The sequence below is a fragment of the Cyclobacterium qasimii M12-11B genome (assembly GCF_000427295.1).
Lineage (GTDB): Bacteria > Bacteroidota > Bacteroidia > Cytophagales > Cyclobacteriaceae > Cyclobacterium > Cyclobacterium qasimii.
Map to the genome: position 1 here is coordinate 1 of NZ_ATNM01000149.1, position 15,425 is coordinate 15,425.

Sequence of the window (15,425 nt, forward strand, 5' to 3'; positions counted from 1 at the left end):
AACTTTTCTTTTTATTAATGGTTTGAGGACTTTGAACTAAAATATATTTCAATTTTCTTTCTTTAAAAAATTGAAATAATAGATTCAAAGGCTTTCATTTGATCTGCTCTAACATCAATGAAATCATCTTTGATATTAACACTTTTTTCATTAACCGTTATGTTTTCAATATAACCACCTGGTATGTACAAATCTGTTTTTAAATTAGGAGATTTATATTCTATGTTACTTCGTATATATTGATTATAAAATGAAAATATAAAAGTATTATATGTTCTTAAATCATTTTGCTGAAGAACCATTTTCAAAATATTAGAATTTAAACTTATATTTGAAATAATATCAGCTGAAGATTCAATACCACTATTTTCGAATTGCCGGGGATAGACATCAAGAATTACAAATTTAGGATTAATCGTTTCTAAGAAATTATCAATTAAAAACTTAGTCTGTACGAATGATTGAGAACTTGATCCTAAATTAAAGATTTTAAAGCCATTTTCTTGAAAAATCCTAGGATCATAGCCTCGATAAGCAAGTGAAGACCCCAGAACCAAAACATCAATATTATTAATTTTATCTGCTTCATTAAATCTTAAGTCCGCAAAACCAATACTTTTCTTATAAATCAAATTTTTACTTAGAGGCCCTGGTAGAAATTGTCCGGAAATCACAACAAGAGTGATATAAATGACAATTGATAATAAACTGAAGTAAAAAAGATCCTTTATTAACTTTCTCATTAGAATTGGAAATAAATAAAATCAGTTTGAGATGTTTGCATGAACATCCCAATTAGATATATAATAAAAGAATAAAAACACCAACGAATAACTCTAGTATTTGCAAATTTTAATTTCTCAATGGCAAAGGCATTTTCTCTTCCAATCCATTCTATTATCATAAAAAATGCTACTAAGGCCACAATTATTAAGGATTTTTTTGGTAATTGAGGAATACTTAACAGTGAGGGTGAGAAAATCTCTCCAATGTAGCTAATAGCATGACTAATGTTCTCTGCCCTAAAGAAAATCCAAGCGAACACAGTTAAGGTAAAAGTGATAATGACACCAAAAAATTCTTTAAAGGAGGGTAAAAAATCCCCATCTGCAATTATGTTTAAATTATTTCTGTTTTTCTTAAATAATAGCAAGGGTAAAAATAAAGTGCATTAAGTCCTCCCCAAATAATAAATGTCCAATTTGCTCCATGCCAAAATCCACTTACAATGAAAATAATGAAAGTATTTCTAATTTTCATTCCTAACCCTCCTTTGCTTCCACCTAAAGGGATATATAAATAATCTCTAAACCACGTAGAAAGAGAAATGTGCCATCTTCTCCAGAATTCGGCAATATCTCTGGAGAAATAAGGGAAAGCAAAATTCTGCATTAAGTTGAAACCAAATAATCTGGAAGTTCCGATAGCAATGTCTGAATAACCTGAAAAATCCCCATAGATTTGAAAGGCAAAAAAGAAAGCTCCCAACACCAATGTGCTTCCGGAATAATCATTAGAATTATTAAAAATTAGGTTAGCATATTCAGCACAATTGTCAGCAATTACCATTTTTTTAAATAGCCCCCATAATATTTGCTTTAAACCGTCTACTGCTAATGGATAACTAAACTTTCTTTTTGTATAAAACTGAGGTAGTAAATTGGTGGCTCTCTCAATTGGACCAGCTACTAATTGAGGAAAAAAACTGACAAAAGCTGAGAATGCAATTAAATCTTTGGTTGGTTCGAGTTTTCTTTTATAAACATCTATAGTATAACTTAAGGTTTGAAAGGTGTAAAAACTAATTCCAACTGGTAGTAAAATATCCAGTGTATTAAAACCAGTAACAACTTTTAAACTCGGAATGGCGTAATATAAAGAATCCAAAAACCAATTATAATATTTGAACACACCAAGCAATCCAAGATTTACTATTATACTAATCCAAAGAAGCCCTTTACGCCTTATTTTGTTTTCTTGATTAAATAATAAACAGCCAATAGAATAATCGACCAATGTGCTAAACATAATAAGTGATAAAAATCTCCAGTCCCACCACCCATAAAACAAATAACTTGACGCTACTAAAAGCAGATTTTGAACTTTTAAATTCTTATTAGTAGCAAACCAATATAGAATAAAAACAATAGGTAAAAATATCGCAAATTCTAAAGAATTAAAAAGCATTTTTATATCTTTTATCTAAACTATTTTTAATTTTATCTCTTTTAGAAATAAAAGAAATTATTATTGGGCCAAAAACTAAATGTATTTTTACTTCTTTAATTTTAAACAAAATCCCCTTACTATATCCCAACAAAAATTGTTTTACTTGTGTATAAACCAATCAAAAAATCTATTATTTTTGAAGATTAATAATACTTATAAAATAAAAACCTTAGTTTTTTACAAATTAAATCCAACCTATTTCATTTTCTCCCAATACCAGGCACAAGCTTCATTAAGTCCAGCCTTAAAGGAATATTGTGGATTATAACCCAATACCATTTTCCCTTTATGTATGGAAGCCATGGAATGGGCCACATCTCCTGCCCTATTGGGACCGTATTGAAATTCTACTTGAGAAATAGCCTTATCATAGGGTGTAAGCCCCTTTTTTATGGCTACTGCTAATTCATTTAAAGAAGTTCTTGCTCCAAAAGCTACATTAAACACCTCAGAAATGGCAGCCTCTTTAATTACTTCAGGAACTCCTGCCGTGCTGGACTGGTACTCCTTCAATCGTTCCTTAAAAACAATAGATGGAACAGCTGCCGCCAATAAATTGGCCTGAATCACATTGTCTATATAGGTGAAATCCCTGGAATTACTCCCATCACCATTGATATAAGGACTTTGGTGTTGTATTAGGTTGGAAACAAACCTGGGAATCACAGCAGCATATGCGCCATCAGGATCCTGACGCCTGCCGAAAACATTAAAATAACGCAAGCCCACCGTTTCTATCCCATAAATGTCTGAGAAATTTTTAGCGAAAAGTTCATCGACATACTTTGTAATGGCATAGGGTGAAAGTGAATTCCCTATTACATGCTCTACCTTGGGTAAAGCCTGATGATCTCCATAGGTAGATGAACTGGCAGCATAAACAAAACGCTTGACCCCTGCCTCCTTGGCTGCAAACAATAAGTTTACAAAACCCAGTATATTCACTTCGGTACTTGTAATAGGATCGGCGATGGATCGAGGTACTGATCCTAAAGCAGCCTGATGGAACACATATTCACAACCTGCAACTGCTTTCATACAGGTTTCCCTGTCACGGATATCCCCTTCTAATAGGGTGAAATTTGAATTCTTTTTGGCATCCTCGAGGTTTCCAATATTCCCTGTGGAAAAGTTGTCCAAACAAACAACGGTATTATCATTGAGTAATAAACTGTCTATTAGATTGGATCCAATAAAGCCGGCGCCACCGGTTACCAGCACTTTTTGTTCTTTAATCTCGTAGGGCATGAATTTTCAAAAATTAATAGTCACTTTTTTATACCTATTTTGGAAAATAGATTTTTAAATTTTTAATCGGCCTTAAATTTATTGAAAAATATTGATCCAATAATTAAAGTAAAGAAAAATCATAAACGGAAGAAGGAAATCGAAAATCAGGCGTTTTTCCCTTATAAACATTGAATTCCCCTTCTATCTTGGAAGGAAATTGCAATAAGGTAGTATCAACTATTACCAATTGGTTTAGAAAAAACATATAATAAATTGAATTTAAGCATCTGAAGTAGGTTCGAAAGGCCTTTAAAATAATTTCCAAATTTAAAATCCAGTTTTGCCATTTCTTTGTAAAAATAGGCAGTTTTTGAATACAATTGTCCTTTAATGGGTTGTTTAAATGCTGGAATCATCTTCTTTCTTGAGGCCATGGAATTCATCATCCGAATATACTTGGATTTTCCGGCATGAACTCCTCCTGGATGTAACCTGTAAACCGCACCATCAAAATCTAAAAAAGCAACCTTCCCCTTTTCTACCGACAGGGCAATTAACAATGCATCACCATTCAGGACATTCAATCCTTTCGGTTTGTTTATCTCATTCCGAAAGACCATGGTCAGGGTTTGAATCTGAACTTGAAAAGTCTCTTTAAAGCCTAGAACGTAAGGGCCATTTTTGAACCTGTCAGGATATGGAAATGGGTCAGTTAATTCATTTCCTTTCCTTTTTCTAAAGTTATGAAAGGTAAGATAAACTTCTTTGTTTTCTTCCATAAACTGCACTTGGCGCTGCAATTTATCAGGTGAAATCCAATAGTCATCCCCTTCACATAAGGCAATGTACTTACCTTTTGCACGTGGGAAATTATAAATAAAATTCATCCCTCTTACCCCCTTAGAATATTTATTTTCTGTTTCAAGAACCGGAAATATAAGGTCAGGATATCGTTTTTGGTAATCTTTAATTATTTCTGAAGTAGTATCAGTTGAAGCATCATCGTAAATTAATATTTCAAATTTAAAAGATGTTTGTTGCATTAATAACCCTTCTAAACATTCTTTAATATAGTCAGCATGATTAAAGGTAATACAACAAATACTCACCAAAGGGGAACTCATGAGGTAATCTTATCTTTTATTTCTTTAAAAGCTGCACGTGAAGCCTTGCGCAAACCTGTATTAATTTTTTCATACCGCTTCACAAGTTCGCTTTTATGAGCTTCGACCAATTGAATCTTAGAAATTAAAACATCTTTAAAATCCGAACTGTCTACCTTAACATTGTATTCTAAAAGTTCAAGTTCTTCCATTAGTCCCCTGTGCTTAGGATGATTTTCTAAAGCTATTACCGGGGTGTTAAAGCAAATAGGGACAATTTGACCATGCCCTCTCATGGCAATTGCAAATTCAGCGTACTTATAAAATCCTACAGCCTCATCAGAATGGTCAAAGGCAAATCTCCCAAAATCCCATACTTCAGCATTTGGAATTCCCTGAATGATCTCCCTACTAAGGGAAATATCATCCGGGACATGGGGTGCCAAAATTACTTTATAGTTCCGGGTTAGGTATTGTGTAACCTCCCTCATTTCAGCAATAAATTTATTTTGCTTTTCTAAACTACCGAATCTATGCTCAGGCTTATCGTTGGCTACTTGCACAATTACATAGGGCTCATCAACAAAATTCTTGTACTCCGTATTGATATCCACATGAAATCCCGGATCCGGAATTACTTGTGCTTTTATTCCTGTTTGATCCAATATTCTTTTTGCACTTCCATCATTTCTTACTGAAAAGAAAGCTGCATGCTTAATGGTTTCATGAAGGTGGTCTATCCCTCTCTGAGGAATACCGCCTTCTTCAACCCAGTAATTATACCCCACCCCATAAACTATAAAGGGGATTTTTATTTCTTTAATTAAATCCTGATCAATTAACCAAAACCATCCATTAGGCCAATGTGCACCATGGATAATTCCTCCACCTCCAATTACTAAAAGATCATACCGCTTATTTACAACTTCATTTATATAAAATTTGTTGAATTCTCTACCCTGAATATTGGTCTCTCCAATTAACTCAACGTCCAGATTTTCTCTAAGAAGATTTTTAACGCCAATTCCTAAAGCATAATCACCTATGTTAAAATTTAAACAATAAGTGTGTAAGATTTTCATAGAACTATATTTAATAAATATTTTTAGTTAATCAATTAGGCATTCAATGCTATCAGGAGCAAATACAGGTATTTTTAACGCTTTATGTACTTGGTATCGCTCTGCATAAGAATCATCGATAAAAATAGCTTTTTCTTTGTCGATGTATTCAAATTTAAAATGGTCTTGTTCCAGATGAATAATTTCATCAAAAACTTTGTCTAATCTGAATTTAATAAGTGATTCGTAGATGTCATCCTTATGCTTGGTAATTAAAACCAATTTTTTACCTTGATTTAAAAATTGATAAAGCAAGCCCAGCAATGCCGTGTTCACTTTATCTCCAAGGATCAGGCAATCGTCAAAGTCTATATACGCTTTATCGAAGGTTATGTCTAATTTATACTTATTATTAAGTGATCGGTCTAACTCAATATTGTAACTGTTTGAAAAAACATTGACGTCATAACCAAAAGCATCAAAAATACTAAGCAAAGCAAAATTAACGCCCATATTTCTAAACAAGGATGAGGAACCACCCAGCCGGCTAGCGACTTCTAGCAAACACAAGGCGCCATTATCATTGTATTTTACCTGGAAAAACCATGCCCCCCGAAAATGAAACACAGCATTAATGTGCCGTGCAATTGTTTTCAGGCTCTCATCCTCCATTTCTACGGGAACAGTATTGACACTTATTCCATTACTAATGCGCTTTCTTTCTCTTCCAGCAGAAAAAAGCAACTTTCTATTTTTATCTGTAAAACAATCCACCGTAAACTCCTTACCCGGAAGATTTTCAAGGATAAGACAAGTAGGGTAGGAATTTAAGTGTTCTTGACCTTGTTTAAAATTTTGAATTAACTTGACTCCTCTGGACCCATACCCAATTTCCGGTTTCAAAAAACCGGAAACGTTTTTACAGCCTCCAAATTTTCATAAACTTTAGGAACAAGAATAGTATCCTTTAATAATTGGTAGGTTTTCTTTTTAGAAAGACAAATATCATTCGTAGCAACAGGAGATCCAATAACCTTGCACCCTAATTCCTCTTCGGCTTGAGACAGTCTTGCTATTACTGCATCCATTGCCGGATATATAGCATCGATCTGATAGGTCTCAATGATCTTTTTTAAGGAAGGAATAAAATCCTCATCTGAAAAAAATGGAATATCTTTTATGTAATTCTTATAAACAAACCTTCCATGGTCTTCCACACTATTTGCTCCAATCAAGTTGATATGAATGGAATATTTTAAAGATCTATGGATTTCTAGTCCTATTTCAGATCCGCAGGGAAAAACCAGAATATTTAACGTTTTGGCCATTATATCAATTGTTTTGAACCCTTAATAGCAATCTGCCAATTAATTCCACTTCTTCTAAACTCAAATCAAAATACAAAGGTAAGCACAAAACGCGACTCGCTATATCATCGGTGATTTTAATGTTTTTCGACTCTAAATAGGGCAAGGTAGTGGCTAGTGAAGGGTAAAAGTACCGTCGAGGAAATATTTCATTCCCTTGTAGTTTTGCCATGCTTCTCAGCATTTGCTCTTGATCATCAAATATTATAGGATAATAGCCATAGTTCAGGCTTGCACTTTTGTGCCATTCTGGTTTTCTCGCTTTTAAATGTCCTAATATTTTATCATAGCCTTCTGTCAATGCCCTTCTTTGCTGGTGAATCGCTTCGATGTAAGCGAAATTGGCCAAGCCCATGGCTGCGTGGAATTCGGAGTTCTTACCATTTATTCCTAACTCAGCAAAAGCTTCCGGTCCATTGAATCCAAAATTTCTTATAAAAGCAATTTTCTTTAGCAATGTAGGATCTTTGGTCATAACCAAACCTCCTTCTATAGAATGATACAGCTTGGTGGCATGCAGGCTGCAGGTAGATAAATCTCCATATTCAAAAATAGATTTGCCATTTACTGTTACCCCAAAGGCATGCGCCCCATCATAAATCACTTTTAGGTCATGCTTTTTTGCAATTTTATCAATTGCTTCCACATCACAAGGATTCCCATACACATGAGTGGCTAGAATGGCACTCGTTTTTGGGCTTATGGCCGCTTCTATTTTACTTGGGTCAATATTTAAAGATTTTTCATCAATGTCCACAAAAACAGGATTGCACCCTTCCCAAACAATACTACTTGTGGTCGCTACAAATGAAAAGGGTGTGGTAATAATTTCCCCTTTAAGCTCCAAAGCCTTAATGGACATTTGCAAGGCTATGGTCCCATTGGTTACATACAATAAGTGCTTTAGTCCTAAGTGGACTTTTAATTTCATTTCCAACTCACTGGCCAATGGCCCCATATTGGTCAGCCAATGCCGTTTCCAAATACCTGAAAGATATTTTTCATAAACTTCTTGAGGAGGAAGAAATGGTTTGGTTACAGGAATCATTAATTTTCTTTTTAATCAAATCCAAAGCAAAAAACAATTGTGGACTCCTAAGTGCATAATTTAAAAGTAAATAAAATACAACACCTACTGTCCCTGCTAAAACTAACTGCCAAAGCTGAGAATTATTTTGCAAAAGCATTGTAATTCCCCACATTAATCCTGCCATCAGCCCTGCTTTTATCATGGTAAGGGTGATATCCCCCAACTGCTGCATGGTTGTATATTGGATCATTCTACTACTGTAATGGGTGTTAACCATCAGGCCCATTAAGGAGGTGAAAACACTGCTCCAGACCAAACCATAAATACCAAATTGAAAACCAATCAAAATACTAATCGTAATTATTGCTTTTTTTATCAACTCAAGCTTTAAAAATAGATCACTTCTCCCATACACCTTCAAAACATTGATATTAAAAGCATGCACAGGATAAAACATACCGGACAAGCATAGGATTTGGAATAAGGGAACAGCGGGTAACCACTGTTCTCCCAAAACCAATAAAACAAAGGTTTGGCTAAAGCTGCTGCACCTAGCATCATTGGCGCTATAACAAAAAAGGAGAATTGAATCAATTGTCGATATACTACAGCAATACGCTCCTTTTGGTCCTGAATTTTGGAAAGCAAAGGATAAGAAACCTTACTAATAATTGAGGTAAACATGGTTACCGACTGGTTATTGAAGGAATGCGCCCTTTCATAATAACCCAGGTCTTGTACCGTGAAAAATTTACCGATGATTAATTTGTACACATTTTTATAAAACGTATCGATAAGCCCTGAAAGCATGAGTTTGTAGCCAAAATTATAATGGTATTTCAGTTTTTCTTTGGAAAATACCAAGCTGGGTGTCCAGGAAGAATTTAACCAGAGCATTACGGAGGTTCCAAGTTGGGTACACATAAACATGCAAACAATGCTCCAAACGCCAAAGCCTGCATACCCCATCCATAAACCCACCAACACGCCCAAAATGGTGCCAGGGACTTTACATTTCATGATTTGCTTAAACTTCATTCTTTTGTTTAGCAAGGCCAACTGCACTGCAGAAAAAGCCGAAATGATAAAGGTAAGGCAGTATACCCTCACTATAAGTTCTAATAATTCCTGCTCAAAAAAAGCAGCAATCATAGGCGCAGTTATATAAAAAATGCCATACACAACTATACTCAAGGCCAGATTAAGGTAAAAAACAGTGGCATAATCTGTTTCATCTGCATCTTTGGTTCGGATTAGAGAAGCTGAAAGACCGCTGTCTACAAAAGAATTACCTAAGGCAATAAAGACACTGATCATCCCCACGAGACCAAACTCCGTTGGCCCAAGGAGCCTTGCAAGTATCACAGAAGCAATAAAGGATAAGCCCCTGAGCACAAAGGTCTCCGTAAAGGTCCATAAGATGCCCGAAAGCGTCTGTTTTTTTAATGACATGTAAGCTTAATTCAACCTAAGGGTTAGTACCAGCTTATCTTTTGAAAAGGCCAAATCTATAATCCGGAAAAAGGCGAGCTTCAATTAAAGTCTCGCGTCAACTTTGTCTTTTGGCAAAACAGCCTTGACATCATAGACTACCAAATTCTTGCTCTTTTCTATGGCAAGTTTTTTAAATTCTTTATGCGCCACTGCCAATATCACAGCCGAATACTCCTCAAGCGGGGGACATTCCTTTCCACCAATAATGTCCACACCGTATTCATGTTTCACTTCTTCAGGGTTTGCCCAAGGATCATAAACCTCCACAGACATATCAAAATTCCTTAATTCAGTATAAATGTCAATGACACGGGTATTTCGAACATCCGGACAATCCTCTTTAAAGGTAAAACCCAGAATCAACACTTTACTGTCAATCACCTTCAGGTCCTTGCGCATCATGTGCTTGATCACTTCAGTGGCCACATGTTTGCCCATGGAATCATTTAATCTTCTTCCTGCGAGTATAATCTCAGGATGATATCCCACTTCCTGTGCCTTCTGTGCCAGGTAAAAAGGGTCTACACTGATACAATGACCACCAACCAATCCCGGCTTAAAAGGAAGAAAATTCCATTTGGTACCAGCAGCTTCCAATACCTCCTGGGTGTCAATCCCCAAAAGATTAAAAATTTTGGACAATTCATTGACAAAAGCAATGTTTATGTCTCTTTGTGAATTTTCGATAACCTTGGCAGCTTCTGCTACCTTTATGCTGCTTGCTTTAAAGGTTCCTGCTACAATTACCTCACGATAAAGATTGTCTACATAGGTAGCTATTTCAGGTGTTGAGCCAGACGTTACTTTTAATATTTTAGAAACAGTATGCTCCTTATCGCCTGGATTAATCCTTTCAGGAGAATAGCCAGCAAAAAAGTCTACATTATAGGTCAATCCACTGATTTTCTCCAGTAAAGGCACACATTCTTCCTCAGTTACCCCAGGGTAAACGGTAGATTCATAGATGACTACATCTCCTTTTTTCAAATATTGGCCAATGGTTTCCGATGCTTTCAACATGGGAGTCAATACTGGCCTATTGTGTCTGTCCGTTGGAGTAGGAACAGTAACAATGTACACCTGACAATCTGCAAGATCATCAGGGTTATTAGAATTAAAAAGTCCTTTGTCTTTTGAGCTTTTTGTAGCCAATACTGCTTGTAAATCCTGGTCTTCTACCTCAAGGGTGAAATCATGACCACTATTCAATTCATTTACTCTTTTAGAGGAAATGTCAAAACCAACTACAGGAAATTTTTTGGCAAATTCTGCTGCCAAGGGAAGTCCAACATAACCCAGCCCAATTACGGCAATTTTCACATCTTTTAAAGGAACGCTCATGTGGATAAAAATATTAGTTGTAAAGATTAAAATAAGTAAAGTGCAAATATACGCTAATTTAAATAATTGTTTCTGTCTAGATTTCAGTACAAACAGAATATTATTTCAATAAATCAATGAATCCAGTAAAATGATTGACTTCTTATAATCCGCATTGTGTTATTACTTTTAATTATACTTTGTTAAAATTTGTCTTGGCAGAAATTCTCCGAAAAAAAAACGACAAGAAGAATCCCCCTTTTCAAAGGGGGCAGGGGGGATTTTTTTCGTAAACCGTAAATTTAAAATAGTAGTAAAATAATATTCAACAACTTTTTAAAGATTGTTCAACGAGATGTTCTCGTTGAAATCCCCTTACCCCTTAATGGGGAGTTGTGAAAAATGACTACAACTTTACACAGCTTCGCCTCCTCAGTCCCAAATAAAATTTGAAACGAGCCAAATGCTCAATAAAAAATATTGTTAAATCCAAGAAGGCTAATACCTTAGATGTATAACTATTTTAGAAATTTAGTATATAGCCTGGGTGTGATTATATACTACTTTCTACGAAATAACTTTTTTATAAAGCTTCTATTGTCCTGGTCTTCATCATAGTAGCCATAACCATAGCCATAACCATAGCCATAGCCATAACCTGTACCGTAACCATACTGTTCGGCATCCTTGTCCAAACCGTTAAAAATAATATAGGCTTTCTTAAGAATGTCCTGTTTCTTAAGGCTATTGATGTGATCGATAAATTGTTTGTTGCTGTAATTGTACCGCACCACAAAGAGGGAAATATCAGCCAACCGAATAAGATCCAGGGTCTCTGAAACCAAACCCACAGGAGGGGTATCCAAAACCACCATGTCATACCTTCCTTTCATCTCTTCCAATAATTCCGCAAAACGATTGGTGATCAGCAATTCTGCAGGATTTGGAGGAATAGGGCCAGAAACAATGATGTCCAGGTTTTCGTAGGCTGTTTTTTGAATGACTTTGTTGACATCGTCTTGATTTCCGCTCAAGTAAGTAGACAATCCCTCCTTATTGCTTATACCAAAATCATCAAATATTTTGGGTTTGCGCATGTCACAGCCTATTAAAAGGGTTTTCTTATTGCTCAGTGCATAGACGGAGGCCAAATTGATACTGGAAAAAGTTTTTCCCTCACCTGAAATACTGGAAGTAATCAAGACAATGGAAGGCTTATCCTTAGGAAGGATAAAGTTTAAATTGGCCCTTAAAGAACGAAAAGCCTCGGTAACTCCTGACCTGTGCTTTTTTAAGACCACTAAATTATCTGCTTCTTCACTTTGGCTGATGGTAGAGATAACATTGAGTTTAGCCTTTCTTTCCAATTCCTTACCATCCTTGATTTTATTGCTAAAAAAGGTACGTCCTAAACTAAAACCTACCGGAAGGGCTAGTCCAAGAATGATTGCAATAAGATACGTTAAAGTTGTTTTTGGGCTAATTGGTATTGAATTAATCAGTGCTGTTTCAATGATTTTATTGCTGGGCGTATTGGAAGCTCTGGTAATGGCGGCTTCTGCTCTCCTTTCCATTAAAAAGGTGTATAATCCCTCATTCAAAGAAAACTCCCGCTGTATGCGCAATAGATTTTGCTCCGTTTGAGGTAAACTACTAAAGGTACTTGTTATTTTATTGATGCGTTCTTGAAGATCTTTGATCAACAATTGTGCATTATTATCCACATTTTGTAACAATTCTAGAATGGACAGGTTCATGTCTTTTATCTTCCTATTCACTTCACGAAGCGGTGGAGAAATGTTCGTTAGCTTAGAGGCATGCATGGATTTTTCGGCCTGTAACTCCAACAGATTTGTAATCAATGTATTTAAAATAGGGTCCTCTATTCCTAAACCTGAAGGCACTACTATCTGATTGTAGTCTTCTCTTTGCAGGTAATTGGTGAGTTGCTGATAATACTCTCTCTTAAATTTTTCTTTGGCCAATTCATTTTCAAGAGCCTTCAATTGTTCAAAAATGGCTGTGCCTTCAGAACTTAAATCATAAATGGAATTATTGGAACGAAAATTTTCCAATCGGTTCTCTATATACATCAAAGAATCGGACAAGACCACCAACTGTGCATCTATAAAATTAATGGTATTGGTGGCCATTGCATTTTTTTCCTGCAGTTCATTCTCAAGGTAAACCTCCTGTAAAGTGTTTAAATAATCACTTCCTTTTTTCGGGGTATGTGTATTAATTGTAAGCTTAAGAATAGTAGACTGCTTGTCCATTGAAGCTATTTGAAGATTATCGCCGGTGTAGTGATTGATTAAACCGTGCCTATCCCTGATCCGAATAATAATTTGCCCACTTGGTTCTGCCGACGTTTGACCAATTTTAAACCGATTCATCGGCAATTCTACCCATTCATTGAACTTAAATGTTTGATCAGGTGAACTGGGATTTTCCAATTTATTTCTACTATCGGAATCTGCGAAAATCTGCTGATACGATTCATCCAAATAGGTAACTGAGAAATTTTGCCTATCTGACCATTTAATTAAAATATCTCCATTCGCCAATTGAGGATGTTCCCAGTCAACTTGCACAGCAATTGGGGTATTTTGGTATTCTTCTGTTGTTATAAACCTTCCTTGTTTGAAATATTCTACATCAAAATTCAATCTCTCAAGGGTGGCATTGGAAATGGGCCTGGATTTGAGAATGATGATTTGATTGCCAAGTTCCATCTCACCGGACCCTCCCATACTTAATCCTGCCGATTCAAACAAGCTGAAAGGATTTTCCTTTTCCTTGACAAAAAACTTACTGGATACCTGATATTCAGGAACTGAATACCTGATAACAACGTAAGCAATACTTAAAGCAAAAATAACAGAAAGCACTATGTAGGGCCAAATGCGCCAAACTTTTAAAACGACATCCTTGATATCGATAACGTCTTCTTCCTGTCCGATTACCGGTGTTCTTTTGGTTTCAGATTGATTCATTTGGTAATTAATTGATGGCGTTCAACACAAGTAAAACGGCTGAAAGGGTAGTTACTGCCAATTGAAAAGTTTGCACAAAATTTACTCCGGTACCCAGTTCCCTAATTTTCATTGGTTCGGCATAAAGCATGTCATTGGGACGAATAAAATAGAACTCAGAGGCTATCAATCGTTCATCTGTAAGATTAATTCTAAAGGTTTTGGTTCCTTCAGGATATTGGCGCATCAGCACCAACTGATCTCTTTTAGCAGTCGTGGTTAAATCTCCTGCATGGGCAATGGCCTGAAAAATACTAATACGGTTTTGAAGTATGGTAAAATTTCCATTGTTATTGAATTCACCAAGGGCAGAAAACCTAACCCCTCCTAAACGCACCCTAACAAAAAAATCTTCCTTATTAACATAAGCCTTAAGTTCAGATTCTATCAAAGCCTGCGCCTGTTTGGTTGTCAATCCCAACAATTTAATTTCGCCAAGTAATGGAAGTTCTACTGTACCATTTTCATCTAACGTATACCCGTTAATGAAAAAAACATCCCCACCATTTTGGGCTCCCTGCATCATGCTCGTACTTGAAGTTTGGTTTCCAGCTGCAATCCCAAATACTTCGTTAAGCTCTGGAGATGTCGTACTTAAGTTAATGTCTACTACATCATTGTATTGCAGGTAGTATTCTGCAGTACTGTTGGCTACAAGTTCGCTCTCCGTAAACAAGGGGATGTCTTCCTCTGACAAGTCTTGCATGTAGATGATTTTTTTATTGGAAATACAAGAGCTGGCAGCAACTAAAATCAAAAAGGTAAAAATATTCTGTTGAGTGGCTTCATTTATAGTCTATAAAATGAACTTTATAATTCTTGACAAAGATATTTAAAAGTCAGTCAGTAAAAAACTGTTTAATACCTTTTTTTCACCCTATAGGCCAAACCACGGTATTGATATGTCAAAATACATTAAAGGATATGTGAAATGTGTCATTTGTGTTATGATTGATCTTTTAGGGATTTTAATTACCTAATTGCGCTATTTTAAATTACCAGAGATAATACTGAAATCGTCATCAGTAAACTTTAGAGTTGGCCATTGGGGGAGGAAAGCTGTAGATATGACTTGCATTACGGCAATGAACCGTATTAAAAAGGATATGGGTGATAATTTAATACTGCTTTAGAAAGATTGTATCACCCTACCCCACTGCTATAACCGCCAAAAAAGGCTTCGCAATGACGGTAAATGATCGTCATTGTGAGGCTTAGCGAGGGCTTTTCGGGGAGAAAGCCGTGGGAATCCCTAGTAAGGTAGAGACTGCCACAGTATATCTTGGTTTTGTACTTCTTGGTGATAAATTTTTGTAAATACTTAACGTACTAGGATTGCCGCAGCCTTCCCTCGCTTTTGGCCACCCGAAAGGCTTCGCAATGACGATTGGGCGAGACTGCCACATCCCTTTCCCTACGCCGTGGCCACCGAAAAGGGTTCGCAATGACGGTAAATAATCGTCATTGCGAGGCTTAGCGAGGGCTTTGCGGGGAGAAAGCCGTGGCAATCCCTCGTAAGCTGGAGATTGCAACAGTATATCTTGGTTTTGTCATTC

General features: G+C 36.0%; 14 protein-coding genes. All 14 read right to left on the bottom strand.

Annotated features, from left to right (window positions below; translation table 11 throughout):
* Nucleotides 1–62: 62 nt before the first annotated feature.
* A complete protein-coding gene (locus ADICYQ_RS19730) occupies nucleotides 63–743 on the bottom strand; it encodes a hypothetical protein (protein ID WP_020893958.1) in 681 nt (226 codons plus the stop codon).
* A complete protein-coding gene (locus tag ADICYQ_RS29870; protein ID WP_020893959.1) occupies nucleotides 743–1,153 on the bottom strand; it encodes an MBOAT family O-acyltransferase in 411 nt (136 codons plus the stop codon). Before ADICYQ_RS29870 ends, ADICYQ_RS19730 begins: the two co-directional genes overlap by 1 nt.
* Nucleotides 1,120–2,187, bottom strand: coding sequence for an MBOAT family O-acyltransferase (locus ADICYQ_RS19735; protein WP_020893960.1), 1,068 nt, complete (start codon nucleotides 2,185–2,187; stop codon nucleotides 1,120–1,122). The genes ADICYQ_RS29870 and ADICYQ_RS19735 overlap by 34 nt, the downstream gene beginning before the upstream one ends.
* 237 nt (nucleotides 2,188–2,424) lie before the next feature.
* Complete coding sequence (locus tag ADICYQ_RS19740; RefSeq protein WP_020893962.1) at nucleotides 2,425–3,477, bottom strand: SDR family oxidoreductase; 1,053 nt, start codon at nucleotides 3,475–3,477, stop codon at nucleotides 2,425–2,427.
* A gap of 215 nt (nucleotides 3,478–3,692) precedes the next feature.
* On the bottom strand, nucleotides 3,693–4,583 hold the full coding sequence (locus ADICYQ_RS19745) for a glycosyltransferase (protein ID WP_051160299.1): 891 nt from the start codon (nucleotides 4,581–4,583) through the stop codon (nucleotides 3,693–3,695).
* On the bottom strand, nucleotides 4,580–5,644 hold the full coding sequence (locus ADICYQ_RS19750; RefSeq protein WP_020893965.1) for a polysaccharide pyruvyl transferase family protein: 1,065 nt from the start codon (nucleotides 5,642–5,644) through the stop codon (nucleotides 4,580–4,582). The genes ADICYQ_RS19745 and ADICYQ_RS19750 overlap by 4 nt, the downstream gene beginning before the upstream one ends.
* 27 nt (nucleotides 5,645–5,671) lie before the next feature.
* Nucleotides 5,672–6,526, bottom strand: a complete 855-nt coding sequence (locus ADICYQ_RS19755; RefSeq protein WP_020893966.1) for an ATP-grasp domain-containing protein — start codon at nucleotides 6,524–6,526, stop codon at nucleotides 5,672–5,674.
* Nucleotides 6,523–6,951: an ATP-grasp domain-containing protein gene (locus ADICYQ_RS27475; protein ID WP_020893967.1), complete on the bottom strand. Its 429-nt coding sequence runs from the start codon at nucleotides 6,949–6,951 to the stop codon at nucleotides 6,523–6,525. The genes ADICYQ_RS19755 and ADICYQ_RS27475 overlap by 4 nt, the downstream gene beginning before the upstream one ends.
* Before the next feature lie 4 nt (nucleotides 6,952–6,955).
* Complete coding sequence (locus ADICYQ_RS19760; RefSeq protein ID WP_020893968.1) at nucleotides 6,956–8,038, bottom strand: DegT/DnrJ/EryC1/StrS family aminotransferase; 1,083 nt, start codon at nucleotides 8,036–8,038, stop codon at nucleotides 6,956–6,958.
* Nucleotides 7,992–8,477 (bottom strand): polysaccharide biosynthesis C-terminal domain-containing protein, encoded by a 486-nt coding sequence (locus ADICYQ_RS27855; protein WP_020893969.1) that lies wholly within the window; start codon nucleotides 8,475–8,477, stop codon nucleotides 7,992–7,994. The genes ADICYQ_RS19760 and ADICYQ_RS27855 overlap by 47 nt, the downstream gene beginning before the upstream one ends.
* Nucleotides 8,438–9,472 carry a lipopolysaccharide biosynthesis protein gene (locus tag ADICYQ_RS19765; protein WP_020893970.1) on the bottom strand — a complete coding sequence of 345 codons (1,035 nt, stop codon included), beginning with the start codon at nucleotides 9,470–9,472 and terminating at the stop codon, nucleotides 8,438–8,440. Before ADICYQ_RS19765 ends, ADICYQ_RS27855 begins: the two co-directional genes overlap by 40 nt.
* 84 nt (nucleotides 9,473–9,556) lie before the next feature.
* Complete coding sequence (locus tag ADICYQ_RS19770) at nucleotides 9,557–10,855, bottom strand: nucleotide sugar dehydrogenase (protein WP_040417208.1); 1,299 nt, start codon at nucleotides 10,853–10,855, stop codon at nucleotides 9,557–9,559.
* A gap of 539 nt (nucleotides 10,856–11,394) precedes the next feature.
* Nucleotides 11,395–13,830, bottom strand: coding sequence for a GumC family protein (locus ADICYQ_RS19775; RefSeq protein WP_020893972.1), 2,436 nt, complete (start codon nucleotides 13,828–13,830; stop codon nucleotides 11,395–11,397).
* A gap of 7 nt (nucleotides 13,831–13,837) precedes the next feature.
* Nucleotides 13,838–14,575 (bottom strand): polysaccharide biosynthesis/export family protein, encoded by a 738-nt coding sequence (locus ADICYQ_RS19780; protein WP_040417211.1) that lies wholly within the window; start codon nucleotides 14,573–14,575, stop codon nucleotides 13,838–13,840.
* Nucleotides 14,576–15,425 lie beyond the last annotated feature (850 nt).